The following is a 24,833-nucleotide window of genomic DNA, read 5'->3' as shown; positions in this document are numbered from 1 at the left end:
CGGGGTCAATCTGGGGCGAATATAGAAAGCCAAATTGCCGTCGTCTTGGCAATTCGTGGCGTTTTGGATGAGCATTTCGGCATAGCCGGCGGGATGTCCGTCACGTCCACAGGGAGCGTGCGTGAGGCATCCAGGCTGGCTTGCCGCGAGAATTTCCGCTGGGGCTGCGGATTACGGCATACGCTTAAGAAACCGGCGCGAGCGCGCGCCGGCCGGTGTTGCAGTGTTGCGGAGTTAGCGTTGCGGCGGGGAGATTCGAGCCTCTTGCCTAGCGCTCGCCTTGCTGACGCAGCAGTTCCTCACGCAGACGCAGAAGCGGCGCCTTCGTGTCTTCGTCGGCCCACGTGTCCAGATCGTCGATCGCGCGCTGGCAGCCGTCGAGCACCACGTCGAGATCGACCGGCACGCCGTTGTTCAGCGCGAATTCGATCGTCTCGGCGAATTGCTGGCACTCGTCCTCGCCGTAAGAGATGTCGAGATTGTCGGCGATGATTTCGGCGATGTTGCTGCGTGCCTTGTCGTCGGCCGTCACCATCTCGACGATGCCGCGCGCGACGGCAGGCGAGTAGTAGAGCGCGATATCGAGCCATTGCGCGGGATCGAAGTCGGGCTGGTCGAACTGGTTCTCGAAGTACTCGATCGCTTCCTGTTCGTGCGCTTCGTCCGCGTCGACGCTGATGCACAACTGCTCAAAAAATTCTTCCCGCTCGCTGCGGATATGACCGTCCATCGAATGCCTCGTCTGCTGAATGCCGGATGCTGAAAAATCCCGTGGAATGCGGGCGCAAGCCCCGTTCCACGCGGCACGCATTATAGGACGGCTGCTCGCGTGACGTTGGCGGCGAGCGCCCCGCAACGGGGGACGCGCCTCAGTGACCCGAGCTCGACCTTAAGCCGTCTCCGCAACCCACGCATCGAACCACTCGCGCGGCTGGGCGATTTCATTTTGCATCGCCACCAGTTCGAGTTCGTAGCGTCCGGCCTGCCAGGTCGCCTTGACCACCGCGTTGACGGCGGCGAGCGTGTGCTCGAAGGCCGAGCGGATCGAATCGCCGAGCAGCGTGCGCGCGACGAAGACCGCGCTCGTCAGATCGCCGACGCCGACCGGCTGGCGCGCGAACGGATAGAGCGGGCGCTGTCCCATCCACGCTTCACGCTCTGTGACGACGAGCATGTTGAAGCGGTCGGCGGGACTGTTGCGATCGAGCAGATGCTTGACGAGCACGAGCTTCGGCCCGCGCGCGAGCACCTCGCGGCACGCGGTGACGGCTTCCTCGAGCGTCTCGATCTCGCGGCCGACGAGGCGCTGCAATTCGATGTGATTCGGCGCGATCCCGTCGGCGACCTGCGGCATTTCGTTGACGAGGAATTCCTGGATGCCGGGATCGACCTTGTAGCCGCCCATCGCACCCATCACCGGATCGCAAAAGTACCAGGCGCGGGGATTGGCCGCCTTCACGGCCTTGACGATGTCGATCACCGCCTGCGCCTGTTCCGTCGTGCCGAGATAGCCGGAGAGCACCGCGTCGCAGCGCGGCAGCATGCCGATCGCGCCGATGCTGTCGACGAGATCTTCCATCTTCGATGCGTCGATCGCGCTGCCGCTCCAGTGCCCGTATTGCGTGTGATTCGACAACTGGACGGTGTTGAGCGGCCACACGTTGACGCCGAGCCGGCACATCGGAAACACGGCCGCGCTGTTGCCGGCGTGACCGAACACGACATGGGACTGAATGCTCAGAACGTTTTTCGTCATGGTAAGGCTCGCGCAACCGGTCATGCGCGATCAACAAAGCGGGAAGGGAGTCTCACGCGGGCGGGCCGATGGCCCCGGCGCCGCGCAGCAGACATGCCTGATACAGATGGTGCAGGAAAAACGCACGAACTGCATAGCCGGCAAGTCAGCAAACGATACAGGAGTTTGACAGCCGCGAGTTGATCCGTCCCCGTGCTGTTGCGCCGAACCATCAAACGCGCGTGAACCTTAACGAAAGCTGACAGTTTCCCGCGTGGCCGATGCCTCAGACGAGCTCGCGATACAAGGCCAGATAGCGGTCGGCCGACGTGCCCCAGCCGAAGTCCTGGCGCATTGCGCGCCGCTGCGCGGCCTTCCATTCGGTGCGGCGCCCGTACAGCGCGAACGCGCGGCGGATCGCTGCGGCGAGGCCGGTCGGATCGAAGCGGTCGAACACGAAGCCAGTCGCGACATCGTCGGCGAGGTTTTCGAGCGATGCGTCGGCGACCGTATCGGCGAGACCGCCGACGCTGTGCACGAGGGGCAGCGACCCGTAGGCGAGCGCATAGAGCTGCGTGAGCCCGCACGGCTCGAAGCGCGACGGCACCGCGACCACGTCGCTGCCGGCGATGATCGTATGCGCGAGCGCTTCGTCGAAACCGAGTTCGACCGCGACCGATTCCGGATGCGCCTGCGCGACCATCCTCAGGCCATTCTCGAGCGCCGGATCGCCGGTGCCGAACACGACCAGTTGGCCGCCGCGCTTGACGATTTCGGGCACCGCGCCGAGCAGCAGATCGAGGCCTTTCTGTTCGGTCAGCCGGCTCACCACGCCGAACAGCAGCGCGTCGCTTCGTTGCGCGAGGCCGAAGCGCTTTTGCAGCGCTTCCTTGCAGGCGAGCTTGCCGGCCAGCCGCGACGAGCTGTAGCGCGTCGCCAGCAGCGTATCGCTGGCGGGATTCCACACCGTGTAGTCGACGCCGTTCAGGATCCCGCTCAGATCGTGCGCGCGATGGCGCAGCAGCGCATCGAGCCCGCCGCCGTGCGCGAGCGTCTGGATTTCGCGCGCATAGTTCGGGCTGACGGTCGTGATGCGGTCGGCGTAATAGAGGCCGGCCTTCAGGAACGACAGCTGTCCATAGAATTCGACGCCGTGCATGTTGAAGAAATCGTGCGGCAGGCCGAGCAGGCCGAACTGATGCGCGGGAAAGATCCCTTGGTAGGCGAGGTTGTGGATCGTGAACACGCTGTGCGCGGGCACGCGGCCGTGCTCGCGTTCGGCGGCCTTCAGGTAGGCAGGCGCGAGCCCAGCATGCCAATCGTGCGCATGGACGATCTGCGGCGACCACGTCGGGTCCATCTGCTGCGCGAGCTGCGCGGCGACCCAGCCGAGCAGCGCGAAACGCTGCGCGTTGTCGCCATACGGCACGTGTTCGTCGTTCAGATACGGGTTGCCGGGGCGGTCATACAGCGACGCGGCGCGGATCACGTAGACCGCGAGCCCGTTGGTGGGCAGCGTGCCGCGTTCGAGCGTCACGTTCGGCGCGCCGAAGCGGTTGCCGAGTTGCGCGACCGGTTGCAGATCATGCAGTCCCGCGAGCACCGCGGGAAAGCCGGGCAGCAGCACGCGCACGTCGGCGCCGCGCTCGATCAGCGCGGACGGCAGCGCGCCCGCGACGTCGGCGAGACCGCCCGTTTTGAGAAGGGGATACAGCTCGCTTGCGACGTGCAGGGCGCGAATCGTCATAGACCGGGTCTCTGTCGGGTTGGCAGGGTTGCTCGGGTTGGTAAAAAGGTGAGCGGTGCTGCGGGTGAAGCCGGATGAAGCGAGCAAAGGCGTAGCCGGCGGCGTGCGGCCGCCGGCGCGGGCATGCGGCGGGCGCGCTACTTCGGATGAGTGCGCAGCGCTTCCTGCGTGACCAGCACGACGCCATCGTCGGTGCGATAGAAGCGCTCGGCATCGCGCGCCGGGTCTTCGCCGATCACGGTGCCTTCCGGGATCGTGCAGCCACGGTCGATCACCACCTTCTGCAGGCGGCAACTCGCGCCGACCGTGACCTGAGGCAGCAAGACTGCCTCATTGATATTACAGAACGAACTCACTTTCACGTTCGACGACAGCACCGAGCGCGAAATCTGCGAGCCCGAGATCACGCAGCCGCCGCAGACGATCAGGTTGTTGCCCGAACCCTGCAGCCCCTTCATGTCGCGTACGAACTTCGCGGGCGGCAACTGCTCCTGGTAGGTCCAGATCGGCCATGACTCGTCGTACAGGTCGAGCGTCGGAATCGTCGAAGCGAGGTCGAGGTTCGCGGCCCAATACGCGTCGATCGTGCCGACGTCGCGCCAGTACGGCTCGACGCTCGGGTCCGACGACACGCACGACATGCTGAACGGATGCGCGATCGCCACGCCCTGCGTGACCACGCGCGGCAGGATGTCCTTGCCGAAGTCGTGGTCGGTATCGATCGCGGCGATGTTCTCTTCGAGTTGCGTGTACAGATAGTCGGCGTTGAACACGTAGATGCCCATGCTCGCGAGCGCGGTGTCGGGACGGCCGGGCATCGCGGGCGGGTCGGCCGGTTTTTCGACGAAGCCTGTCACGCGGCGGTTTTCGTCGACGGCCATCACGCCGAATGCGACCGCGTCCATGCGCGGCACTTCGATGCAGCCGACCGTGCAGTCGGCGCCGCTGTCCGCGTGATCGGCGATCATGCGCGTGTAGTCCATCTTGTAGATGTGGTCGCCCGCGAGCACGACCACATACTTCGGACGGATCGAGCGGATGATGTCGAGGTTCTGGAACACAGCGTCGGCGGTGCCGCGATACCAGTGCGCGCCTTCGACGCGCTGCTGCGCGGGCCACAGATCGATGAATTCGCCCATCTCCCCGCGCAGGAAGCTCCAGCCGCGCTGCAGATGCCGCAGCAGCGAATGCGCCTTGTACTGCGTGACCACCGCGATGCGGCGGATGCCGGAATTCAGGCAATTGGAAAGCGCAAAGTCGATGATCCGGTATTTGCCGCCGAAGTGCACCGCCGGCTTCACACGCTTGTTCGTCAGCGGCCCGAGCCGGGTGCCGCGTCCGCCGGCGAGGACGATCGCCAGGGTAGTGCGCTGTAAGTCGTTCAGCCGTGCCGGAGTATTCATATTTGTCTCCTGTCGATCGGCGCGAGCCCTTCATCACTCACGTCGACCTCATGCAAGATGGTTGCTTGATTGATGTACCCCCGGGAATGATCTGGCCGCGTCCTCTCCGCTGATGATTTGGGCTGCCTGGCAGTCGCACCGCACTGCCGTTCTTTGGTGCCTGTTTATCGCGAGTCCGTCAGTCAGTTCTAGCACCGATTGGACTCGAATGAATAAATGTTTATTGCGGGGGCCGCGTGGCCGACCATCCTGTAACGATCGCGTGTTATGGCGAATTTCTCGGTGCGGCGCAGCACATTGGCCACGAGGTCGTGTCCGACGATGCTCAAGCACGGGGGCGCAATATGCATGCCACATCGCCGCTGCCGCGTGCCGTGTCCGCGCTGCGCGACTGGCGTCAGAGTTCGGCGGTGCATCGTAGAATCGTGCGCTCCACACCTCGTGCATCCCTGTTGCGTTTTTTCCAGACCCTCCCGATGAATCTTCGCCACCCATTCCTGCTTGCCCTGTCGAGTGTCTGCGCCTGTGTCGTGCTGTGCGCGGCGGCTGTCGCCGTGGCCGCCACGCCCGTCAGCGAGGCGAGCCCGGGCGCCGCAAGCGCCGCTTCCTCACTCGACGATTCCGGCCCGGCCTATGGTCCGGAGCTACAGGGCTTCAGCTATCCGGCGCCGGTCGAACGCTTCGAATTCACGTCGCAGGGGGTGCCTTTGCAGATGGCCTACATGGACGTGAAGCCCGCGCATGCGAACGGACGCACGGTGGTGTTGCTGCATGGAAAGAATTTTTGTTCTGCAACATGGGATACGACGATTCGCCGGCTGAGCGACGCCGGCTATCGCGTGATCGCACCGGATCAGATCGGCTTTTGCAAATCGAGCAAGCCCGAGCATTACCAGTACAGCTTCCAGCAACTCGCGCGCAATACACGTGCGCTGCTCGAGTCGCTCGGCATCAGCGACGTGACGGTGGTCGGCCATTCGACGGGCGGCATGCTCGCGGTTCGCTATGCGCTGATGTATCCGCGCGAAACGCAGCAACTGGTGCTGGTGAACCCGATCGGACTCGAGGACTGGAAGGCGAAGGGCGTGCCGTCGCTATCGGTCGACCACTGGTATCAGCGGGAACTGAAGACCAGCGCCGACGGTATCCGCCGTTATGAACAGGCGACCTACTACGCGGGGCAATGGCGCGCGGACTATGAGCCATGGGTGCAGATGCTCGCGGGCATGTATCGCGGGCCGGGCAAGCAGATCGTCGCGTGGAATTCCGCGCTGCTGTACGACATGATTTACACGCAGCCGATTTTTTATGAGCTAGGGCAGCTCAGCATGCCGACGCTGCTGTTGATTGGTCAGAAGGACACCACCGCGATCGGTAAGGATGCGGCGCCGCCCGAGGTGCGCGCAAAGCTCGGCCATTATCCGGAACTGGGTCGCGCGGCCGCGAAGGCGATTCCTCATGCGACGCTCGTGGAGTTTGCGACGCTTGGTCACGCGCCGCAGATGCAGGACCCGGATGCGTTTCATAAGGCGCTGCTGGACGGGTTGGCGGCGGTGCCGACGAACCGCTGAGGGCTCGGACGGATTTTGTCGCGTATCCGACGAACCTCCCAAAAAGGAAACAGCCCGATCAGCGTAAGCCGATCGGGCTGTTCCGGTCAGGCTGACCGCCCAGGGACGTCAGCGCACGCCCATAGCGCTGCGGCTACGGGAGCCGCGGTATCACTTCCGCTTCGAAGTTCACGCGACGCTGATGGGCGCGCGGGCGCGCATCAATAGCCGCCGCTGTTGGTGGCGCCGCTGCTGCTGCTGCCCGACGAGCCCATGTCGCCGCCCGTGGATTGGCACGCGGCCAACGACAACGATGCGACGCCTAGCGCGATGATCACGGATACGGCGGATAACAGTTTTGATACTTTCATGTAGAACTCTCCTGCACGGCCAACGCGACTGACTTGTCGCGCGGCCACGCGTTGAGCCGGCGAGTCGCGGATCGCTGGCGGCAAGTGCCGCGACGCCGACGACGGTTACAAAAAGAACAGACAAACCTTGTGCAAAACGAACCAGCAACCGCCATGCGCGGCCGACGATTCCGTTTCGCGGTCCCACGGCTCCGCGCGCTTGCACGCGACGCCTAATCTACGAACGCCGACGGCGCGCCTTTATTCCAACGCAATAGTTATTTGTGACACGTATCGCGCCGGGACGATGGAGTTCGATGCCGCACGGACTTTGCGCGAGCCCCGCAACCGTTTGGCGGCGCTGACATTGATAGGTGCAAGAAATATGGATGCAGACGCTATCCATGCAAACCTCATCGATCCTGGAATCCGCGTTGACCTGTCCGCACTGCGGGGGCGTGTCAGTCATGACGATGCCCACCGAAGCCTGCGTCTACTTCTATGAATGCCCGCGGTGCAAAAGCTTGCTTTCTCCAAGGTCCGGCGACTGCTGTGTCTTCTGTTCGTATGGCTCGGTCAAGTGCCCGTCCGTGCAAGAGGCAGGTGCGTGCTGTGCGAAATCTGTCACTCGAGCCGGACCTTCGAACAACGCTTAGCCTGAAAATTGGCTAAGCGTCGACCGAAGTGGCGGGACGCATGTCGAGCCTCGCGTTAGGGTCCCTTTTAAATGGCACCGCCGCCAGCACCGACGCAAGCACCATCAGACCTCCGCCAAACCATGCCGAGGCCGAAAGATGCTCCCCGAGCCATACGTAGGCGAACAGCGCACCGAGCGCGGGCTCGCTGCCCATCAGCAAAGCGACGCGCGTCGGGTTGCTGCGCTTGACGGCAAAGTTCTGTGCGAAAAATGCGAACAACGTACAGGCGAGCACGAGGTAAGCGATGCTCGCCCAGAAGTCACCGTGCCCACTGAGCGACGGCAGCGCCTGCCAATGTTGTGACGGCAACACGAACGCCACCAGCACACTGCCCAGTGCAACGACGCCTGCCTGGACCGCCGTTACCGACAGCGGCGCAAGTTTCGATTCGCGCATGACGCGCTTGGTCACGCAGACCATCAGCGCGCGCAGCAACGCCGCAACCAGAATCAGCGCATCGCCTGCGGTCGGAATGATCGCGCCTCCGCTGACGAACGCGGCGCCCGTCAGCGACAAGCCCACGGCGATCCATTCGCCACGCGATGGCTTTCGTCGCAGCAACACCCATTCGACCAGCGGCGTCAGCGCGACACACAGACTGATAAGGAACGCCGCGTTCGACGCGCGTGTGTGCGCGATCCCGAATGTCTCGGCCAAAAAGATGCTGAGCAGGATTGCGCTGGAACCTAACGCCCCCAGCAAGGCGGACGCTTTGACGTGTCGAAGCGAGCGCAACGCCGGCGACAACACGACGAACGTCAGCCCGAAGCGCAACGCCAGCAGACCGAGCACCGGATAGATCTCGAGCGCGCCTTTCACGACCCCATAACTCGTGCCCCACACCATCGCGACCGCAAGCAGCATCAGGTCGGATACCCATAAAGCACTCTGTTGCTTCGACATGACGGACCTTCTGTTTTCATTCGGACGGTCCAAATTGTCGGGTATTGCGCTGAAAACTATAATCCACGGCGTCAGCACATCTTTTATGTCTGAATTGCACAAATGTCCGGCCAGGTGCGAGGATCGCGATGAATCCGAACGAGCTTTTTGCGTTGCTACCCGACATGGCGATGTTTGCGAGGGTCGTCGACGCCGGCAACTTCTCCATTGCCGCGCGGCAGTTGGGCAGTACACCCTCGACTGTCAGTCGGCAAATCAAACGCCTTGAGGATGCGCTGGGCACGCGCCTGCTCGAGCGCTCGACCCGTAGCATCCGGTTGACGGATTCGGGCGCGCAGATTTACCGGTATTGCCGGGATATGGTCGGCGCGGCGTCGGGCGCTGTCGACGTCGCGGGACAAGGGGCGGGTGATCCGCGAGGCAAGGTCAGCATCAGTGCGCCGATTTCATTTGCGCGTTCCGTCATCCATCCGCTGGTTCCCGAATTTCTGCGCATGTGGCCCGACGTGGATGTCCATCTGGTGTTCGCCGACCACGACGTCGATCCGCTGCGTGACGATGTCGATCTGGTGATCCGGCTCACGCGTTCGCCTCCGCCGGGTCTTGCTGCGCGGCGACTCGGAGCGGTCAAATGGGTTCTCTGCGCGTCGCCTGCTTATCTGCGGGAGCGGGGGACGCCGGCCGAGCCGCGCGACCTTGCGCGGCATGCATGCATGTATCTGGGAGAGACGGTCGACGACAATCGGTGGCATTTCCGCCGCGACGCCGAGACACAGACGGTCGAAGTGAAGGGGCGCTACATCGCCAACGACACGAGTGCGCGCTTGGATGCCGCGCTGCATGGCCTGGGCATTGCGAGCTTGCCCGATTTTGTCGCGGCGCAGGCGGTTTCCGCGGGTGACATCGTCCGGGTGCTGAGCGACTGGGAGTTCGAGGCGCGTCCCTATATGGGCCCGGTCTGGCTGCTGTATCCGCCGAATCGATTTTTACCGTCTCGAGCACGTGCGTTGATCGATTACCTGGTGAGCCGTCTTGACGACAGGTGACGAGCGCTTCTCAAGCACGCACGGGCCAAACCTGCGGCATCGGGGCGCGCAGGGCTGCGCGCCGCCTTGCTGTCAGCCGTGGTAGAAGCCGTCGGTAACCGAATTTTGCAGCACGCCGTCGACATAGACGCCGACAGGGTCGCCATCCGCGGTCGTGAGGATTGACCCGACGTGCTGGCCGGGTAGTTTCATCCGGCCACCTTGAATGGTGGTCATCTCCTGATGATCGAGCTCTGCACAGTTCTCGATGTCGTCGATGGTCAGTGTGTTCATGGGCGCTCCTTGAACAAGAGGGTTGTAGAAACATTCAAGCGGCCGGCTGCTTGCAGCACAGTACGCACATGTCATGCCATTTGCGCGTGGTCTGTGCAGAGCGCATCTCAAGGGGAATCTCTATGATGCGAGTTTGGGCGCGACCATCACTTAGCCAGACGAAGTCGGAAAATCGCTGACATGGCCTCGCTTTCCTGCTCCCGGGCGTCTGCGTCAGATCATCTAGTCTTTTTGCTGTTCGAAAGCGAGGCTGTACCGAACGTTGCGATTTTTAATTCATCCATTGAAAGGAAATCACCCATGGACCTGAACCTGACAGGCAAACTCGCACTGGTGAGCGGCAGTACAGCGGGCATCGGTCTCGCTATCGCCAGCACGTTGGCGCAGGAGGGCGCTCGTGTAATCGTGAACGGCCGCCTGCAGTCATCCGTGGATGACGTGGTCGCGCAGCTGAAAGCGCAGACGGGCGGCGACGTGCTGGGATTTGCCGGCGATCTCGGAACCGCCGCTTCAGCAGAAGAACTCGCGCGACGCTATCCGGGCGTGGAAATTCTTGTCAACAACCTGGGCATCTTCGAGCCCAAGCCGTTTGAAGAGATCCCCGACGCGGACTGGCAGCGATTCTTCGATGTCAACGTGTTGAGCGGGGTACGCCTCGCTCGCCTGTATCTGCCTGCGATGAGGCAGGCCAACTGGGGGCGCATCATTTTCATTTCGAGCGAAAGCGCGGTGCAGATCCCAGCTGAAATGATCCACTACGGAATGACGAAAACCGCGCAGCTGGCGGTCGCGCGCGGTCTCGCCGAAGCCGTCGCCGGCACCGGCATTACCGTCAATAGCGTGTTGCCGGGGCCCACGAAATCGCGGGGAGTCGGTGAATTCGTGGAGACCCTTGCCAAGGCCGACGGCAAATCGTTCGAAGCGTTCGAAAAAGAGTTCTTCGAGAAGGTCCGTCCCACCTCGCTGATCAAGCGATTTGGTTCGCCGCAGGAAGTCGCGTCGCTGGTGGCCTATATCGCCAGTCCGCTTTCGTCGGCCACCACGGGAGCTGCATTGCGCGCCGACGGGGGCGTTATAAAGAGCGCCTTCTAGGGCCATGCCGGCGCCGGGGCGGGCTTCTCATGCGACTGGTCCAACTCAGTGCAAAAGACGAGGGCGGCTCGCCATGAGCCGCCCTCTTTTCGTGCGTGGCCGTGTCGGACGATCGGTTCGCGAAGCGCTTATTCGACCGCCATCAATTCGTCGCGCACCTCGGCGCCGATCTCGAACGAGCGCAGCCGCGCTTCATGATCGTAAATCTGCGCGGTCAGCATCAACTCGTTCGCGCCGGTCTGCTCGATGATCGATTGCAGACCTTCGCGGATCGCGTCGCGATCGCCGAGCACCGTGCACGCGAGCGCACGCGCGACGTTGTTCAGCTCCATCTCCGATGCCTCGAGCCGCTCGACCGGTGGCTGCAATTGCCCCGGCGTGCCGCGCCGCAAATTGATGAACTGCTGTTGCAGCGACGTAAAGAGGCGCGCGGCTTCGTCGTTCGTGTCGGCGGCGAACAGATTGACGCCGACCATCGCATACGGTTTCGCGAGCGTCGCGGACGGCCGGAACTGCGAGCGATACACCTGTAGCGCGCTCATCATGTAATCGGGCGCGAAGTGCGACGCGAACGCGAACGGCAGCCCGAGCGCCGCGGCCAGTTGCGCGCTGTACAGCGACGAGCCGAGCAGCCACAGCGGCACGTTCAGGCCCGCGCCCGGCACCGCGCGAATGCGCTGGCCCGCGACCGGTTCGGCGAAGTAGCGTAGCAATTCGACGACATCGTCGGGGAAAGTTTCGGCGCTCGCCTGCAGATCGCGGCGCAGCGCGCGGGCGGTGGTCTGATCGGTGCCGGGCGCGCGGCCGAGGCCGAGATCGATCCGGCCCGGATACAGCGACGCGAGCGTGCCGAACTGTTCGGCGATCACGAGCGGCGCATGGTTCGGCAGCATGATGCCGCCGGAGCCGACGCGAATCGTCTTCGTGCCGCCGGCCACGTAGCCGATCACGACCGAGGTCGCTGCGCTCGCGATGCCGGTCATGTTGTGATGCTCGGCGAGCCAGTAACGCTTGTAATTCAGTTTTTCCGCGTGCTGCGCGAGTGACAGTGTGTTCCTGAATGCGTCAGCGGGCGTGGCACCCGCGGTGACCGGCGAAAGATCGAGAACCGAGAAGGGAATCATTGTCTATTGATTGCGATGGGCGGCGCTTTCGCGCGATGGGGCATTGTGGCAAAGCGGCGGCTTTTCTGCTGGCGGCGCGGCGATGCCCCTGACGGCGGAAGGGTCGCCGGCGCTGAGGACCGACGAACCGCGACGACGGCCGTCGTGTGGCGCGGAAATTGCGCTCGCCTAGCGTGTTCGCGCGGCGGTGCTTCGCATTCGCAGCGCGGTCGAATAAGCAATCCCACGAGTGACCGTGCGCCGATCGGAATTCGAGTGTACGGTTTAAGTATTCGGTACGGTGACGCGACGCGTTGCCCGAAATCTGGAATGTAGCGAAGGAGTTCCCGATCCCATGAATGTCGTCAAAGAGTTTCGTACCCGGTCGTTCCAGGACGTGTGCCACGCATTGCTCGACCGCGAGGAGATCGCGCTCGTCGACGTGCGTGAGGAAGATCCGCACGCTCGCAGTCATCCGTTGTTCGCCGCCAATCTGCCGCTGTCGCGGCTCGAACTCGATGCGCCGTTGCGACTGCCGCGCCTCGCCGTGCCGATCGTCGTGTTCGATGCCGGCGAAGGGCTCGCGAGGCGCGCGGCCGAGCGCCTCGACGAGCTCGGCTATAGCAACGTCGCATTGCTCGAAGGCGGTCTGCAGGGCTGGCGCGAAGCGGGCGGCGAGTTGTTCAAGGATGTCAACGTGCCGAGCAAGGCGTTCGGCGAACTGGTCGAAAGCGTGCGTCATACGCCGTCGCTGTCCGCGCAGCAGGTGCAGGCGCTGCTCGATCGCGAGGCCGATGTCGTGGTGCTCGACGCGCGCCGCTTCGACGAGTTTCAGACCATGAACATCCCCGGCAGCATCAGCGTGCCGGGCGCGGAGCTGGTGCTGCGCGCGCGGCAGCTCGCGCCGGACCCGGCCACGCGCATCATCGTCAATTGCGCGGGACGCACGCGCAGCATCATCGGCGCGCAGTCGCTGATCAACGCGGGCGTGCCCAACCCGGTGGCCGCGCTGCGCAACGGCACGATGGGCTGGACGCTCGCCGGTCAGCCGCTCGCGCATGGCAGCACGCGGCGCGTCGAAGGCGCGGTCGACGACGTATCCCGACTCGCGGCGGCCGACGGCGCGCGCGCGCTTGCCGACCGCGCGCGCGTGCGCCGCACCTCGCGCGACGAAGCGCGCCGCTGGGCCGACGAGGCGGTGCGCACCGTGTATCGCTTCGACGTGCGCACACCCGAGGAATACGAGGCGGGCCACGTGCCCGGCTTTCGCAGCGCGCCGGGCGGCCAGCTCGTGCAGGAAACCGACCTGTTCGTGACGGTGCGTGGCGCGCGCGTGATCCTCGCGGACAGCGACGGCGTTCGCGCGAACATGACCGCATCGTGGCTCGCGCAGATGAACGTCGAGGTGTTCGTGGTCGATGGCCTGACGGCGGGCGATTTCGCCGAGAAGGGCGTGGCGCCGCTCTCGCGTAACGCGGTCACGCCGCCCGACGTCGACGACATCGAGCCGGCCGAGCTCGCCGCGCTGCTTCAGTCGCCCGGAACCGTCGTGCTCGACTTCGCGAGCAGCACGAATTATCTGAAGCGGCACATTCCGGGCGCGTGGTTCGTGATCCGCAGCCAGCTTGCCGACGCGCTGCGCACGCTGCCCGATGCGAAGCGCTATGTGGTGACGTGCGGCAGCGACGTGCTCGCGCGCTTCGTCGCGCCGGAGCTCGCCGCGGCGACCGAGCGGCCGGTGCAGGTGCTGCGCGGCGGCACCCGCGCGTGGATCGACGCGGGCTTGCCGGTGGAGTCGGGCGGCGCGCGGATGGCGTCGCCGCGCATCGATCGTTATCAGCGGCCGTATGAGGGCACGGAGAACGCGCGCGAAGCGATGAGCGCGTATCTGGAGTGGGAGCATGGGCTCGTCGCGCAACTCGCGCGCGACGGCACACACGGCTTTCGGGTGATTTGAAGGGGCCGGCTGTCCGGAGGCCGGCAGTCCGGAGGCCGGCTATCCGGAGGCCGGCTATCCGGGGGCCGGCCTTCCGGAGGCCGGCCATGTTGCGCCGCGAATCTTCTGCCGATTCGGTGTAAACGCGCTCTCGTCGAAAGCCTCCGATGCGTTTAGATTATCCGCATCTGGAAGGCTTATCGAGGGACCAGGGCGGCCGTAAAAGGCAGCGGTTTGTCATTCGGCGATGGCGCAAGGTGAGTAGCCAAGGTTGCTCATCGCTTCGTCTGGAGCAGGCCGCTGCGCGTCGTCCGCGGTACTTCGCGCAGGGCGGCTGTCGAGCCGCCGTCACTTCCGGTTGATCGTATCGACCGACATGGCGACGCTGCACACAGCGTCGCCTTTTTGCTTCTGGCGTGCCCGTTTCAAGCGACCCCCAGCCGATCTTTTAGCGCTGCGCGCAACAGGTTACGTGCGTAGCCGCACTCGTCGCGCCTGCGTTGCTCGCGGTTTTCTCCGTGCGCGGTTATCCTTGTAGTACACACTACAGACCGGCCGTGCGCAGCGATTGCAGACGCCGCGCATCCGGACAGGAATCGAAGTGAGCCTCAAACCGCTGGGCATCACGCTGCTGATAGCGTGCGTTGCGCTGACCGGCTGCGACCAACAGCAGAGCGATCAAGCCGTGCAAAAACTCAAGGATTTTTTCAACGCGGTCAAACCGGACGCGTTGTTGCTCAAGAACATGACGCCGGGTGTCACGACCGAAGCGCAAATCCTCGCGCAGATGGGCAAGCCCGAAACCACCCGCACCTTCACCGACGGCTCGAAGCGCTTCGAGTATCCGCGCGGTCCGCAAGGTCTCAACACCTACATGGTCGACATCGATCGCGACGGCAAGCTGCAGGCGATCACGCAAGTGCTGACCGCGGACAACTTCGCGAAGATCCGCTCCGGCATGACCGAGGACGAGGTGCGTCGATTGCTTGGTAAGCCTGGAGAGGTCGCGGTGTTTCCACTGAAGCCGGAAACCGTGTGGAGCTGGAAATGGCGCGAGCGCGGCGTGACCGAGGAAGGCATTTTTAACGTTCACTTCGACCGCAACCAGAGGGTGTACACCACGTCACGCTCGGACGTGATTCGTGGGCGATAGGTGGGAAGAATGTCGAATAGAAGACGGCCGGATAAGCCGGCCGAAAGAGCGGGGTAGGCATGATACGTCGACGTCGATACAGCCGGATCGGGCTGGTGTTGGGGGGCGGCGCCGCGCGCGGCTGGGCGCATATCGGCGCGATTCGGGCGCTGCAAGACGCGGGCATCAAGCCCGACGTCGTGTGCGGCACGTCGATCGGCGCGCTGGTCGGCGCCGTCTATGCGAACGGCGATCTCGACTGGCTCGAGGAGTGGGTGTCGCGTCTGACCTGGCAGACGGTGGTGCGGCTGCTCGATCTGCGCATCTCGGGCGGCCTGCTCGGCGGGCGCAAGGTGATCCAGCTATTCGCCGACAAATTCGCCGGCCGCTCGATCGCGCAACTGAACATGCCGTTCGCGGCAGTCGCGACCGAACTCGACACGGGCCGCGAAATCTGGCTGCAGGACGGCAGCACGGTCGACTCGGTGCGCGCGTCGATTGCGATTCCGGGCATCTTCACGCCGGTGTGGCACAACGGCGTGTGGCTCGTCGATGGCGGGCTGTGCAACCCGGTGCCGGTGTCGGTCGCGCGCGGCATGCGCGCGGACTGCGTGATCGCGATCGATCTGAACAACGACATCCTGAACGGCCGCGACTTCGGCGGCCCGGTCATCGAAACGCCAGCGCTCGATCCCACCGCGCCGCCGCCTGTCGCGCTGCGCCGCAACGGCAAGCCGTGGCCGCGCTGGCTCGCGCCAGCCGAAGCGAGCGCCACCGACGACGTGCGCGTGCCGCCGAAGCCGAGCGCGCACGTGCCGTCGATGCTGAGCTCGATCGCGCAAAGCATCGACATCATGCAGGTGCGCATCACGCGCAGCCGGCTTGCGGGCGAACCGGCCGATATCCTGATTCAGCCGCGTCTCGGCGGCATGGGCATCTTCGATTTTCATCGCGCGGAGCCGGCCATCGCGGAAGGGCGCGCGGCGGTCGAACACATGCTGCCGGCGATTCGCGCGCGGCTCGCGCTCGATTGAGCGCCGGTTGTTCGTCGCCGCGGCCTATCGAAAAAGCGACCCGAAATTTGCGAAATCGCGGCGCGGCGAAGCGCGCGCGGCGCACCTGACAAAACGATAACCCTCGTGATACCAAGCGCTACGAGCGTTCAGCGCGCGCCGGCAGCGTCATGCTGCGTCGCAGCAATCCAGTCGCCCGGTATTTGAGAAATTGATTTTCGCTTGCGAGACTCCGCGCCATGCCGGAGCAGCGAGCCGCCCACGAAGCTGCCGCCATCCGCGCCAATTCAACGAACCTGGATGGAGACACGCGTGTTCCTATACGGCTTTGGTCCCGTGCTGCTCGCCGGCACGCTGCAGACGATCGAGCTGTCCGTTCTGTCGCTGGCGGCCGCCGTGTTGCTCGGCCTCGCGGGCGCGGCGGCGAAACTCTCGTTCAACCGGCCCCTCAGGGCCATCGCGACCGGCTACACGACGCTGATCCGCTCGGTGCCCGACCTCGTGCTGATGCTGCTGCTGTTCTACAGCATCCAGATGGCGGTCAACGATCTGACCGACGCGCTCGATCTGCCGCAGTTCGACATCGATCCGTTCGTGGCCGGCGTGCTGACGCTCGGCTTCATCTACGGCGCGTATTTCACCGAAACCTTCCGCGGCGCTTTTCTCGCGGTGCCGCGCGGCCAGCTCGAAGCGGGCAGCGCGTACGGCATGAGCGGCGTGCGCGTGTTCACCCGCATCCTGTTTCCGCAGATGATGCGCTTCGCCTTGCCCGGCATCGGCAACAACTGGCAGGTGCTCGTAAAGGCGACCGCGCTGGTGTCGATCATCGGTCTCGCCGACGTCGTCAAAGCCGCGCAGGACGCCGGCAAGAGCACCTTCAACATGTTCTTCTTCATCCTCGTCGCCGCGCTGATCTATCTGGCGATCACCACCGTCTCGAACGTCGCGCTGATCTGGCTGAACCGCCGCTATTCGATCGGCGTGCGACACGCGGAGCTTTGAACGTCATGATCGACATCATCAATCAATTCTGGAAGGCGTATCTGTTCTGGGATGGGCAGCGTCTGTCGGGTCTTGCGGTCACGCTGTGGCTGCTGGTAGCGTCGATCGCGATCGGCTTCGTGTGCGCGGTGCCGCTCGCGGTCGCGCGCGTGTCGAAGAAGCGCTGGCTGTCGACGCCGGTACGTCTGTACACCTACGTGTTTCGCGGCACGCCGCTCTACGTGCAGCTGCTGTTGATCTACACCGGCGTGTACAGCCTCGCGTTCGTGCGCTCGCACAGCCTGCTCGACGCGTTCTTTCGCAGCGGCTTTCATTGCGCGATCCTCGCGTTCGCGTTGAACACCTGTGCGTACACGACCGAGATTTTCGCCGGCGCGATCCGCTCGACCTCGCACGGCGAAGTCGAGGCGGCGCGCGCCTATGGCATGAGCTGGTTCACGATGTACCGGCGCATTGTGATACCGTCCGCGCTGCGTCGCGCGTTGCCGTTGTACAGTAACGAAGTGATCCTGATGCTGCACGCAACCACGGTCGCGTTCACGGCCACGGTGCCCGACATCCTGAAGGTCGCGCGCGATGTGAACTCTGCGACCTACCAGTCGTTCAACGCGTTCGGGCTCGCGGCGTTAATTTACCTCGTGGTGTCGTTTGCGCTGGTTGCGTTGTTCCGGCGCGCCGAGCGCCGCTGGCTCGCGCATCTCGCGGTGCGCACGCATTGAGCGCGCGTTGACATTGCAGCGGACGCCGCGCGCTTGAGCACCGCGGCGTCCGCATCAGACCGATCCGTATCTTCACTGGGAGAGCATCTTGCTCCATACCACTCAAACCGAAGCTTGCAAGCTCGCCGTACAGGACATCCACAAGCGCTACGGCGACAACGAAGTGCTCAAGGGCGTGTCGCTGAACGCGAACAAAGGCGACGTGATCAGCATCATCGGCGCGAGCGGCTCGGGCAAGAGCACCTTCCTGCGTTGCATCAATTTTCTCGAGCGGCCGAACGCCGGGCAGATCGTCGTCGATGGCGAGGCGGTGAAGACGAAGACCGATCGCGCCGGCAATCTCGAAGTCGCCGATCACAAACAGTTGCAGCGCATCCGCACGAAGCTTGCGATGGTGTTCCAGCACTTCAATCTGTGGTCGCACATGAACGTGCTCGAGAACATCATCGAGGCGCCGATTCATGTACTCGGTCTGAAGCGCAAGGAAGCCGAGGACCGTGCGCGCGAATATCTGGAGAAAGTCGGTCTCGCGCCGCGTCTCGAGAAGCAGTATCCGTCGCATCTGTCGGGCGGCCAGCAGCAGCGGGTGGCGATTGCGCGGGCTCTCGCGATGCACCCGGACGTGATGCTGTTCGACGAACCGACTTCCGCGCTCGACCCCGAACTCGTCGGCGAAGTGCTGAAGGTGATGCAGAAGCTCGCCGAGGAAGGTCGCACGATGATCGTCGTCACGCACGAAATGGGCTTTGCGCGCAATGTGTCGAACCATGTGATGTTCCTGCACCAAGGCCGCACCGAGGAAGAGGGCAATCCGGCCGTGGTGCTGAGCGCGCCGCGCAGCGAGCGCCTGAAGCAGTTCCTGTCCGGCAGCCTGAAGTAACGCGCGGCCCGCTTTTCACGGACACCCGATGGCCCGCACGTCCAGCCCGGCTCGCACGACCCAGGTCGCGATCGTCGCATTGCCGCCCGTGTCGATGTCGGGCGTCGGGCCGATCGTCGACGCGCTCAATCTCGCCAATGAAATCGACGGCCGCGCGCTGTATCGCGTGCAGGTCTGTTCGTGGGACGGCCGCGCGGTGCCGCTGTCGGGCGGCGCGCAATGGCCGGCCGACGCCGCGTTCGGCGACGCGATCGCGTGCGACTGGCTGATCATCGTCAGCGAGCGGTTCCAGCAGTTCGCCGACTATCGGTTGTTTCTCGCGAGCCTCGCGCGCGTCGGCCAACGCACGCCGCTTGTCACCGGCATCCACCACGGCGTGTGGTGGCTCGCGATGGCGGGGCAGTTGTCCGGCTATCGCGTCAGCGTGAACTGGGAAACCTATCAGCAGTTCTCCGAACAGTTCGAACGCTCGATCGTCACGCAGCAGATCTTCGAAATCGACCGCGATCGCGCGACCTGCGCGGGCGGTCAGGCGACCGTCGACTTCATGCTCGCGATGATCGGCCGCGCGCACGGGCCCGAACTCGCGGAGCGCATCGCCGATACGCTCGGCGTCGGTGTGCTGCGCGCCGGCGAGGAGCGTCAGCGCATCCCGTTCGTGACTGCGCCGGGCGAGCGTCATCCGCGCCTGAACGACGCGCTGCTGCTGATGGAAGCCAATATCGAGGACCCGCTGACCACCGATGAAATCGCCGGCCTCGTCGGCGTCTCGCGGCGGCAGCTCGAACGCCTGTTTCGCCAGTATCTCGGCTCGATGCCCTCCAAATACTATCTGGGGCTGCGGCTGTCGAAGGCGCGCACGCAGTTGCAGCGCACCAGCAAATCGGTCGTGCAGATCAGCCTCGCGTGCGGGTTTTCGTCGGCGGCGCATTTTTCGAATGCGTATCGGGAGCACTTCGGCGTCACGCCGCGCGAGGATCGCCGCAACTGGATCGAGCGGCAGACCGGTGCGCACGGCGGCGCGAGCGAGCCCCGGCCGGCCGCGCTGATCGAGCGGCCCGAGCTCGATTGATGCACAGCGGCGCGCGCAGTCGGGCATAGCTCGTGCGCAAGCTGGAAGCCGTCTGAAAGCGGAGCAGGGGCATGTCCGGCGCGGGCGGCGCGGCCGCACCGCCGAAGTCCGACACGAGCGACACGAACCCGACACGAACCGCTCACACAGTAAGAACGAAACACCTGCACGAACAGTACCCGCGGTACCCGCCGTGGCGCGACGACGCGCGGAACCTCATAGAAAGCGTCGCGTATGCGCAAGACGCGCCGCGCACGGTTTCCTACACTAGCTGTATTACCTGTCACCCGTAAAAGGATTAGCCATGAACGACCTGACTGTGACACGCCAGACCTTCGACGAAGTCATGGTGCCGGTGTTTGCCCCCGCCGCCTTCGTACCGGATCGCGGTCTCGGCTCGCGCGTGTGGGACACGCAAGGCCGCGACTATATCGACTTCGCCGGCGGCATCGCCGTCACCGCGCTCGGTCATGCGCATCCGGAGCTGCTGAAGGTACTGCATGAGCAGGGCAGCAAGCTGTGGCACATCGGCAATGGCTACACGAACGAGCCGGTGCTGCGTCTCGCGAAGCGCCTCGAAAGCCTCACGTTCGCCGATCGCGCGTTCTTCGCGAACTCGGGGGCCGAAGCGAACGAGGCCGCGCTGAAGCTCGCGCGCCGCGTCGCGTTCGACCGTCACGGCGCGCAGAAAGACGAAATCATTTCGTTTACACAGTCGTTCCACGGCCGCACGCTGTTCACCGTCAGCGTCGGCGGCCAACCGAAGTATTCGGAAGGCTTCGGCCCGGTGCCCGCCGGCATCAAGCATCTGCCGTACAACGACATCGCAGCGGCGAAGAAGGCGATCGGCGCGCAGACCTGCGCGGTGATCGTCGAGCCGATCCAGGGCGAGGGCGGCGTGATCCCGGCCGATCCGGCGTTCCTCAAAGCACTGCGCGAAGCGTGCGATCAGCACAACGCCGTGCTGATTTTCGACGAAGTGCAAACCGGCGTGGGCCGCAGCGGCTACTTCTACGCGTACCAGGACACCGGTGTGACGCCCGACATCCTGACCACCGCGAAGGCGCTCGGCAACGGCTTCCCGATCGGCGCGATGCTGACCACCAGAGAGCTCGCCGCGCACTTCAAGGTCGGCGTGCACGGCACGACCTACGGCGGCAATCCGCTCGGCTCGGCGATCGCGGAAAAAGTGGTCGAGCTCGTCAGCGACCCGAAGCTGCTCGAAGGCGTGCGCTCGCGCAGCGAAGTGCTGAAAGGCCATCTCGCGAAGTTGAACCAGCGGTTAGGGCTTTTCAGCGAAGTGCGCGGCAAGGGTCTGCTGATCGGCGCCGAACTGAACGACGCGTATCGGGGCCGCGCGAAGGACTTCGTCACCGCGGCCGGCCAGCACGGCGTGATCATGCTGATGGCGGGCCCGGACGTGCTGCGCTTCGTGCCGTCGCTGATCATGCCGCTCGACGACATGGCCGAAGGCTTCGCGCGGCTCGACAAGGCGTTCGGCGAACTCGTCGGCGCGAATGCGCAGGCGGCGTCGCGTTGATGTTCAGACCGTGCAATCCTCCACGCCTGCCCACGCCGATGCGGCGATTCATGCGTCACATTCAACAGGAACGATGATGTATTTCGTACGTCCCGCCCGCCTTGCCGATCTCGATGCGCTCGAGCATATGGCGCGCACCGCGCAACCGGTGCTGCATTCCCTGCCGCACGACCGGCGCGCGCTCGAAGCGCGCGTCGCGTTGTCCGAAGACTCATTTCGCGCGGAAGTCGATTTTCCGGGCGAAGAGTTCTATCTGTTCGTGCTCGAAGATTCGGACACCGGCAAGCTGATGGGAACCGCGAGCATCGTCGCGGCCGCCGGTTACGCGGACCCGTTCTACGTGTTTCGCAACGACGCGCTGATTCATGCGTCACGTGAGTTGCACGTGAATCGCAAGATTCACGCACTGACGATGTCGCACGAGCTGACCGGCAAGAGCCGGCTCGCGGGCTACTACATCGACCCGTCGCTGCGCGGCGACGCAGCCGCGCAACTGATGTCGCGCGCGCGGATGATGTATATCGCCGCGAATCGCAAGCGCTTCACGCCCGAAGTGTTCTCGCTGCTGCTCGGCGTCACCGACGAAAACGGCATGTCGCCGTTCTGGGAAGCGGTGGGCCGCAAGTTCTTCGGCCGCAATTTCGCGGACATCGAAGTCGAATCGGGCGGCCGCAGCCGCACCTTCATCGCCGAAGTGATGCCGACCTATCCGGTGTATGTGCCGCTGCTGCCCGAAGCGGCGCAGCGCGTGCTCGGCGAGCCGGATGCGAACGCGCTGCTCGCGTACGAGATTCATCTCGAGGAAGGCTTCGAGACCGATCGCTACGTCGATATCTTCGACGCGGGTCCGGTGCTGACCGCGCAGATGGATCGCAGCGTCAGCGTGAAGCACAACGAAACGCGCGTCGTGCGCGAGGCACCGGCGCCGCACGGTGCAACCTACCTGATCGCGCACAACGGCGCCGACGGCGAGTTCCGTTGCGTGCTCGGCGAGCTCGCGCCCGGCAAGGAGTCGGGCGCCGTGTTGTCGCAGGCGGCGCTCGCCGCGCTCGGGGTGCGCGAAGGCGATACGGTGCGGTGCGTGCCGCTGCATCAGCCGCAGGATGAACAATCTGGAGACGCGCAATGATCGTCGTTCGCGTAGTGCAACGAGGCGATGTGGATGCGCTGATGCGGCTCGCGCAGGAAACCGGGCCGGGCCTGACCACGTTCAAGCCGGATCGCGATGCGCTCGCAGCGCGTGTCGAACGCGCGCGCCGCACGATGGAAGATCGGGCCGAGCCGCACGAGGCCGGCTATTTCTTCGTGATGGAAGACACCACGACCGGCGACGTGGCCGGTGTCTGCGGGATCGAAGCAGAGGTGGGGCTGCAGCAGCCGTTCTACAACTATCGCGTGAGCACGGTCGTGCACGCGAGCCAGGATCTCGGCATCTGGACCCGCATGCACGCGCTGAACATCTCGCACGACCTCACCGGTTATGCGGAAGTGTGCTCGCTGTTCCTGAGCCCGCGTTATCGCACGAGCGGCGTCGGCGGCTTGCTGTCGCGTTCGCGCTTCATGTTTCTCGCGCAGTTCCGCGAGCGCTTTCCGCAGCGTTTATGCGCGGAGCTGCGCGGCCATTTCGACGAGCAGGGCACCTCGCCGTTCTGGCGCGCGGTCGGCTCGCACTTTTATCAGATCGATTTCAACGCCGCCGACTATCTGAGCTCGCACGGCCGCAAGGCGTTTCTCGCCGAGCTGATGCCGCGCTATCCGGTGTACGTCGAGCTGTTGCCGGAAGAAGCACAGCGCTGCGTCGGCCTCACGCATAGCGACACGATCCCCGCGCGCCGCATGCTCGAAGCCGAAGGGCTGCGCTACGAGAACCACGTCGATATTTTCGATGCGGGTCCGGTGCTCGAATGCCATATCGCCGATTTGCGCACCGTGCGCGAGAGCGTGCTGGTCGCGGCCGAGATCGGCGACGCAGCGGAGCCGGCCGCGCAGGACGGACTGAAGTCGATGGTATCGAATACGTCGCTCGGCGATTTTCGCGTCGGGGTCGTGGCGGGCGTGGCGCGCAACGGCGTGTTCCGCCTCAGCGCGGCCGAAGCCGACGCGCTTCGGGTAAAGGCAGGCGATCCGCTGCGGGTGCTGCCGGTGAAACACAAACAAGGATGATCATGAGCGAGCTTTTCATCGCCGGTGAGTGGGTCGCCGGCACAGGACCCGTGTTCGCGTCGCACAATCCCGGCACGGGCGCGGTGGTGTGGCAAGGCAATAGCGCATCGGCGGACGACGTCGATCGCGCGGTACGCAGCGCGCGCCGCGCATTCGCCGCATGGTCGGCACTGACGCTCGACGAGCGCTGCGCGGTGGTGCGCCGCTTCGCCGCGCTCGTGACCGAGCGCAAGGAAGCGCTCGCCGAAGCGATCGGCCGCGAGACCGGCAAACCGCTGTGGGAAGCGCGCACCGAAGCGGCGTCGATGGCCGCGAAGATCGAGATCTCGATCCAGTCGTACAACGAGCGCACCGGCGAAAAGCGCTCGGCGATGGCCGATGGCACCGCGGTGCTGCGGCATCGTCCGCATGGCGTGGTCGCGGTGTTCGGCCCGTACAACTTTCCGGGCCATCTGCCGAACGGGCATATCGTGCCCGCGCTGATCGCCGGTAACGCGGTCGTGTTCAAGCCGTCCGAACTGGCGCCCGGCGTCGCGGCGCTCACCGTGCAGATCTGGTGCGATGCGGGGCTGCCCGCCGGCGTGCTGAATCTGGTGCAGGGCGAGAAGGACACCGGCGTCGCGCTCGCGAATCACCGTCAGATCGACGGACTGTTCTTTACCGGTAGTTCGGATACGGGAACATTGCTGCACAAACAGTTCGGCGGCCGGCCGGAGATCGTGCTCGCGCTCGAAATGGGCGGCAACAACCCGCTCGTGATCGGCCCGGTCGCGGACCTCGACGCCGCCGTGCATCACACGATCCAATCGGCGTTTCTGTCGGCGGGGCAGCGTTGCACGTGCGCGCGCCGCATCTTCGTGCCCGACGATGCGTTCGGCGAGCGTTTTCTCGCGCGCCTGACGGAAGTGACCGCGCGCATCGGCGTCGGCGAATACAACGCCGAGCCGCAGCCGTTCATGGGCGCGGTGGTGTCGGCGCGCGCGGCCTCGCGTTTGATCAGCGCGCAGGAACGTCTGCTCGCGAGCGGCGCGAAGGCGCTGTTGAAGATGGAGCAGCGCGATCCGCAACTCGGCTTCGTCACGCCCGCGATTCTCGACGTGACCGGCGTGAAGGACCTGCCCGACGAGGAGCACTTCGGCCCGCTCGCGCAGATCATCCGCTACCGCAACTTCGACGATGCGCTCGAACAGGCGAACGACACGGAGTTCGGTCTGTCCGCGGGCCTGCTCGCCGACGACGAAGCGCTGTGGACGCATTTCCAGCGCACGATTCGCGCGGGCATCGTCAACTGGAACCGGCCGACCAATGGCGCTTCGTCGGGCGCGCCGTTCGGCGGGCCGGGCCGCTCGGGCAATCATCGGCCGAGCGCGTACTATGCGGCCGATTACTGCGCGTACCCGATGGCCTCTGTCGAAAGCGCGCAACTGAACATGCCCGCGAGCGTCTCGCCGGGCCTTCAATTCTAAGGATCGACGA

Annotated in this window: 23 protein-coding genes; 15 read left to right on the top strand and 8 right to left on the bottom strand. The window is 64.7% G+C overall.

Going from position 1 to position 24,833, the window contains the following annotated elements; genetic code table 11:
• Positions 1 to 268: 268 nt before the first annotated feature.
• From VSR82_RS15895 to glgC, 4 genes are all read right to left on the bottom strand, one after another.
• Positions 269 to 730, bottom strand: a complete 462-nt coding sequence (locus tag VSR82_RS15895) for a hypothetical protein (RefSeq protein WP_176108976.1) — start codon at positions 728 to 730, stop codon at positions 269 to 271.
• 159 nt (positions 731 to 889) lie between these two features.
• Positions 890 to 1,756, bottom strand: coding sequence for a pyridoxal kinase PdxY (gene pdxY / locus VSR82_RS15890; protein WP_176108975.1), 867 nt, complete (start codon positions 1,754 to 1,756; stop codon positions 890 to 892).
• Between the two features lie 265 nt (positions 1,757 to 2,021).
• Entirely contained in the window at positions 2,022 to 3,482 is a 1,461-nt protein-coding gene (gene glgA / locus VSR82_RS15885; RefSeq protein ID WP_429460158.1) for a glycogen synthase GlgA, read from the bottom strand.
• A 137-nt stretch (positions 3,483 to 3,619) separates the two neighbouring features.
• Positions 3,620 to 4,885: a glucose-1-phosphate adenylyltransferase gene (glgC, locus tag VSR82_RS15880; RefSeq protein WP_368585555.1), complete on the bottom strand. Its 1,266-nt coding sequence runs from the start codon at positions 4,883 to 4,885 to the stop codon at positions 3,620 to 3,622.
• A 476-nt stretch (positions 4,886 to 5,361) separates the two neighbouring features.
• On the opposite strand from glgC, the gene VSR82_RS15875 reads away from it, so the two are divergent.
• Positions 5,362 to 6,456 (top strand): alpha/beta fold hydrolase, encoded by a 1,095-nt coding sequence (locus tag VSR82_RS15875; RefSeq protein WP_429460156.1) that lies wholly within the window; start codon positions 5,362 to 5,364, stop codon positions 6,454 to 6,456.
• A 200-nt stretch (positions 6,457 to 6,656) separates the two neighbouring features.
• Here the strand turns inward: VSR82_RS15875 and VSR82_RS15870 are convergent, their stop codons facing one another.
• Positions 6,657 to 6,806 carry a hypothetical protein gene (locus tag VSR82_RS15870; RefSeq protein ID WP_368585557.1) on the bottom strand — a complete coding sequence of 50 codons (150 nt, stop codon included), beginning with the start codon at positions 6,804 to 6,806 and terminating at the stop codon, positions 6,657 to 6,659.
• A 383-nt stretch (positions 6,807 to 7,189) separates the two neighbouring features.
• Between VSR82_RS15870 and VSR82_RS15865 the strand changes: the two genes are divergently transcribed.
• Complete coding sequence (locus tag VSR82_RS15865) at positions 7,190 to 7,441, top strand: GDCCVxC domain-containing (seleno)protein (RefSeq protein WP_429461905.1); 252 nt, start codon at positions 7,190 to 7,192, stop codon at positions 7,439 to 7,441.
• Positions 7,442 to 7,453: 12 nt separating this feature from the next.
• On the opposite strand, the gene VSR82_RS15860 is transcribed toward VSR82_RS15865, so the two are convergent.
• On the bottom strand, positions 7,454 to 8,386 hold the full coding sequence (locus tag VSR82_RS15860; RefSeq protein ID WP_429460154.1) for a DMT family transporter: 933 nt from the start codon (positions 8,384 to 8,386) through the stop codon (positions 7,454 to 7,456).
• Between the two features lie 128 nt (positions 8,387 to 8,514).
• Here VSR82_RS15860 and VSR82_RS15855 point away from each other — a divergent pair, with 128 nt between their 5' ends.
• Entirely contained in the window at positions 8,515 to 9,432 is a 918-nt protein-coding gene (locus tag VSR82_RS15855; protein WP_429460153.1) for a LysR family transcriptional regulator, read from the top strand.
• A 72-nt stretch (positions 9,433 to 9,504) separates the two neighbouring features.
• Here the strand turns inward: VSR82_RS15855 and VSR82_RS15850 are convergent, their stop codons facing one another.
• The gene (locus tag VSR82_RS15850) at positions 9,505 to 9,705 is read right to left on the bottom strand and encodes a hypothetical protein (protein ID WP_368585560.1); all 201 of its coding nucleotides are present in this window, start codon (positions 9,703 to 9,705) and stop codon (positions 9,505 to 9,507) included.
• 300 nt (positions 9,706 to 10,005) lie between these two features.
• On the opposite strand from VSR82_RS15850, the gene VSR82_RS15845 reads away from it, so the two are divergent.
• Positions 10,006 to 10,797, top strand: a complete 792-nt coding sequence (locus VSR82_RS15845) for an SDR family NAD(P)-dependent oxidoreductase (RefSeq protein WP_429460151.1) — start codon at positions 10,006 to 10,008, stop codon at positions 10,795 to 10,797.
• Between the two features lie 128 nt (positions 10,798 to 10,925).
• On the opposite strand, the gene VSR82_RS15840 is transcribed toward VSR82_RS15845, so the two are convergent.
• Positions 10,926 to 11,921: an LLM class flavin-dependent oxidoreductase gene (locus VSR82_RS15840; RefSeq protein ID WP_368585562.1), complete on the bottom strand. Its 996-nt coding sequence runs from the start codon at positions 11,919 to 11,921 to the stop codon at positions 10,926 to 10,928.
• A gap of 334 nt (positions 11,922 to 12,255) precedes the next feature.
• On the opposite strand from VSR82_RS15840, the gene VSR82_RS15835 reads away from it, so the two are divergent.
• The 11 genes from VSR82_RS15835 (at position 12,256) to astD (ending at position 24,823) form a co-directional block, all read left to right on the top strand.
• Positions 12,256 to 13,857: a rhodanese-related sulfurtransferase gene (locus VSR82_RS15835; RefSeq protein ID WP_368585563.1), complete on the top strand. Its 1,602-nt coding sequence runs from the start codon at positions 12,256 to 12,258 to the stop codon at positions 13,855 to 13,857.
• Positions 13,858 to 14,437: 580 nt separating this feature from the next.
• The gene (gene bamE / locus VSR82_RS15830; protein WP_368585564.1) at positions 14,438 to 14,989 is read left to right on the top strand and encodes an outer membrane protein assembly factor BamE domain-containing protein; all 552 of its coding nucleotides are present in this window, start codon (positions 14,438 to 14,440) and stop codon (positions 14,987 to 14,989) included.
• Between the two features lie 59 nt (positions 14,990 to 15,048).
• The gene (locus VSR82_RS15825) at positions 15,049 to 16,002 is read left to right on the top strand and encodes a patatin-like phospholipase family protein (RefSeq protein ID WP_368585565.1); all 954 of its coding nucleotides are present in this window, start codon (positions 15,049 to 15,051) and stop codon (positions 16,000 to 16,002) included.
• A 291-nt stretch (positions 16,003 to 16,293) separates the two neighbouring features.
• Positions 16,294 to 16,983, top strand: a complete 690-nt coding sequence (locus VSR82_RS15820) for an ABC transporter permease (protein ID WP_176110610.1) — start codon at positions 16,294 to 16,296, stop codon at positions 16,981 to 16,983.
• 5 nt (positions 16,984 to 16,988) lie between these two features.
• Positions 16,989 to 17,702, top strand: coding sequence for an ABC transporter permease (locus VSR82_RS15815; protein WP_368585566.1), 714 nt, complete (start codon positions 16,989 to 16,991; stop codon positions 17,700 to 17,702).
• A gap of 88 nt (positions 17,703 to 17,790) precedes the next feature.
• Positions 17,791 to 18,582, top strand: a complete 792-nt coding sequence (locus VSR82_RS15810) for an ABC transporter ATP-binding protein (protein ID WP_429460145.1) — start codon at positions 17,791 to 17,793, stop codon at positions 18,580 to 18,582.
• 28 nt (positions 18,583 to 18,610) lie between these two features.
• A complete protein-coding gene (locus VSR82_RS15805) occupies positions 18,611 to 19,654 on the top strand; it encodes a GlxA family transcriptional regulator (protein WP_429460143.1) in 1,044 nt (347 codons plus the stop codon).
• Between the two features lie 304 nt (positions 19,655 to 19,958).
• Positions 19,959 to 21,194 (top strand): aspartate aminotransferase family protein, encoded by a 1,236-nt coding sequence (locus VSR82_RS15800; protein WP_429460141.1) that lies wholly within the window; start codon positions 19,959 to 19,961, stop codon positions 21,192 to 21,194.
• 76 nt (positions 21,195 to 21,270) lie between these two features.
• On the top strand, positions 21,271 to 22,323 hold the full coding sequence (gene aruF / locus VSR82_RS15795; RefSeq protein ID WP_368585612.1) for an arginine/ornithine succinyltransferase subunit alpha: 1,053 nt from the start codon (positions 21,271 to 21,273) through the stop codon (positions 22,321 to 22,323).
• Entirely contained in the window at positions 22,320 to 23,357 is a 1,038-nt protein-coding gene (gene astA, locus VSR82_RS15790) for an arginine N-succinyltransferase (protein ID WP_410848991.1), read from the top strand. The genes aruF and astA overlap by 4 nt, the downstream gene beginning before the upstream one ends.
• A gap of 2 nt (positions 23,358 to 23,359) precedes the next feature.
• Positions 23,360 to 24,823: a succinylglutamate-semialdehyde dehydrogenase gene (gene astD / locus VSR82_RS15785; protein ID WP_429460138.1), complete on the top strand. Its 1,464-nt coding sequence runs from the start codon at positions 23,360 to 23,362 to the stop codon at positions 24,821 to 24,823.
• The last annotated feature ends 10 nt before the right edge of the window (positions 24,824 to 24,833 follow it).

The sequence above is a fragment of the Burkholderia sp. JPY481 genome, assembly GCF_038900515.1.
Taxonomy (GTDB): Bacteria; Pseudomonadota; Gammaproteobacteria; order Burkholderiales; family Burkholderiaceae; genus Paraburkholderia; species Paraburkholderia youngii.
Note: the sequence above shows the minus strand (reverse complement) of the source record. Positions and strands in the feature narration are given on the sequence as shown.

Bases quoted from the DNA above. Each gene is read 5' to 3' on its own strand.
- VSR82_RS15845 (WP_429460151.1), top strand. From the start codon at position 10,006: ATGGACCTGAACCTGACAGGCAAACTCGCACTGGTGAGCGGCAGTACA.
- VSR82_RS15895 (WP_176108976.1), bottom strand. From the start codon at position 730: ATGGACGGTCATATCCGCAGCGAGCGGGAAGAATTTTTTGAGCAGTTG.
- VSR82_RS15850 (WP_368585560.1), bottom strand. From the start codon at position 9,705: ATGAACACACTGACCATCGACGACATCGAGAACTGTGCAGAGCTCGAT.
- pdxY (WP_176108975.1), bottom strand. From the start codon at position 1,756: ATGACGAAAAACGTTCTGAGCATTCAGTCCCATGTCGTGTTCGGTCAC.
- astA (WP_410848991.1), top strand. From the start codon at position 22,320: ATGATCGTCGTTCGCGTAGTGCAACGAGGCGATGTGGATGCGCTGATG.
- VSR82_RS15800 (WP_429460141.1), top strand. From the start codon at position 19,959: ATGAACGACCTGACTGTGACACGCCAGACCTTCGACGAAGTCATGGTG.
- VSR82_RS15825 (WP_368585565.1), top strand. From the start codon at position 15,049: ATGATACGTCGACGTCGATACAGCCGGATCGGGCTGGTGTTGGGGGGC.
- VSR82_RS15870 (WP_368585557.1), bottom strand. From the start codon at position 6,806: ATGAAAGTATCAAAACTGTTATCCGCCGTATCCGTGATCATCGCGCTA.
- VSR82_RS15835 (WP_368585563.1), top strand. From the start codon at position 12,256: ATGAATGTCGTCAAAGAGTTTCGTACCCGGTCGTTCCAGGACGTGTGC.
- glgA (WP_429460158.1), bottom strand. From the start codon at position 3,482: ATGACGATTCGCGCCCTGCACGTCGCAAGCGAGCTGTATCCCCTTCTC.
- aruF (WP_368585612.1), top strand. From the start codon at position 21,271: ATGTATTTCGTACGTCCCGCCCGCCTTGCCGATCTCGATGCGCTCGAG.
- VSR82_RS15855 (WP_429460153.1), top strand. From the start codon at position 8,515: ATGAATCCGAACGAGCTTTTTGCGTTGCTACCCGACATGGCGATGTTT.
- VSR82_RS15875 (WP_429460156.1), top strand. From the start codon at position 5,362: ATGAATCTTCGCCACCCATTCCTGCTTGCCCTGTCGAGTGTCTGCGCC.
- VSR82_RS15860 (WP_429460154.1), bottom strand. From the start codon at position 8,386: ATGTCGAAGCAACAGAGTGCTTTATGGGTATCCGACCTGATGCTGCTT.
- VSR82_RS15815 (WP_368585566.1), top strand. From the start codon at position 16,989: ATGATCGACATCATCAATCAATTCTGGAAGGCGTATCTGTTCTGGGAT.
- astD (WP_429460138.1), top strand. From the start codon at position 23,360: ATGAGCGAGCTTTTCATCGCCGGTGAGTGGGTCGCCGGCACAGGACCC.
- VSR82_RS15840 (WP_368585562.1), bottom strand. From the start codon at position 11,921: ATGATTCCCTTCTCGGTTCTCGATCTTTCGCCGGTCACCGCGGGTGCC.
- glgC (WP_368585555.1), bottom strand. From the start codon at position 4,885: ATGAATACTCCGGCACGGCTGAACGACTTACAGCGCACTACCCTGGCG.
- VSR82_RS15865 (WP_429461905.1), top strand. From the start codon at position 7,190: ATGCAAACCTCATCGATCCTGGAATCCGCGTTGACCTGTCCGCACTGC.
- VSR82_RS15805 (WP_429460143.1), top strand. From the start codon at position 18,611: ATGGCCCGCACGTCCAGCCCGGCTCGCACGACCCAGGTCGCGATCGTC.